This is a genomic window from Citrobacter sp. wls757, assembly GCF_005280935.1.
Taxonomy (GTDB): domain Bacteria; phylum Pseudomonadota; class Gammaproteobacteria; order Enterobacterales; family Enterobacteriaceae; genus Citrobacter; species Citrobacter portucalensis.
In genome coordinates, this window is sequence record NZ_SZWU01000019.1 from 1 (window position 1) to 1069 (window position 1069).

The 1069-nt window shown below is 62.1% G+C and carries 1 protein-coding gene; it reads right to left on the reverse strand.

Annotation, left to right across the window (positions count from 1 at the left end; all coding sequences use genetic code 11):
- Positions 1 to 1069, reverse strand: a 1069-nt coding sequence (locus FDW94_RS05620; protein WP_249358319.1) for an FAD/NAD(P)-binding oxidoreductase, incomplete at both ends; no start/stop codon positions are given.

Sequence of the window (1069 nt, forward strand, 5' to 3'; positions counted from 1 at the left end):
GGGAGAGCGGTTCGCGCGGCTGCGGCAGCGGCCAGCCGTACAGCCAGCGGGCGCTGGTGGCGCAGACTTTCCCCTGACAGGCCCCCATTCCACAGCGTGAGGCGAGCTTTGCAGCCTGCCAGCTTTCGGCGTTTTGCACGTCGCCACAACGAATATCCTCACAACGGCAGAGTAGCGTATCCGCGGTGGTCGCGGCTTTTAGCGACTCCGGCAGCGCAAACGTCGTATGCAACGCTTGGGCAAAACGCTGCCAGCGGGTGCGCGCGGAGATGGCGCTTTGGGCCTTTTGCGGACAATTTGCGGCGGCATAGCCGGCAATTTCTCCCTCGGCTAACGCCAGCTCGCTGCCGCCAAAGCCGGTGCATTCTCCTGCCGCATAGATATCCTGCACGCTGGTGCGTTGCTCCGCATCGACCCAAATAGCCTGATTTTCTGTTTTGCAGCCAAAGATTGCGCCAGGTTCTATATTCGGTACCAGCCCATAGCCAATGGCCAGCCTGTCGCAGGCGATCTCCCTGGTTTGTCCCTGGTGGCGCACGGCCACTGACTGAAGACAGGTATCACCCTGCGCTTGGATGACCTGGCTTGCCGGATGATAGCGGGCTGGAAAGAGCTCGCCGAACTGACGCAATTTTTCAGGCCAGCGCCATAGCCCGGTTGCGAAACGGGCCAGTGCGGTTATCGGGGCCTGTTCGATGATGGCGACGATATTTCCGCCAGCGCGTTTCACCGTACTGGCGACCGCCAGCAGAAGAGGACCGCTGCCTGCAATGACCACGCGTTCCCCCTTGAGTTGCAGGCCATGTTTTATCTGCGCCTGCAGGCCTCCGGCCCCCGTCACATTGGGGAGTGTCCAGCCGGGAAAAGGCAGCGAGAGTTCTCTGGCGCCGCAGCATAAAATCAGCCGCTGCCAGCGGATTTCGCCGCAGTCGTCTGCGGTTTCGAAGACTACGGAATGTGGGTTGGGGCGGGCAATCAGCCGGGCACCGCTCAGCAGCGTAATGTGGGGATGTTCAGCTACCGCCTGACGAAGCCGTCTGGCGTCCCGGGGGAGTGAGACCTGCGGCCC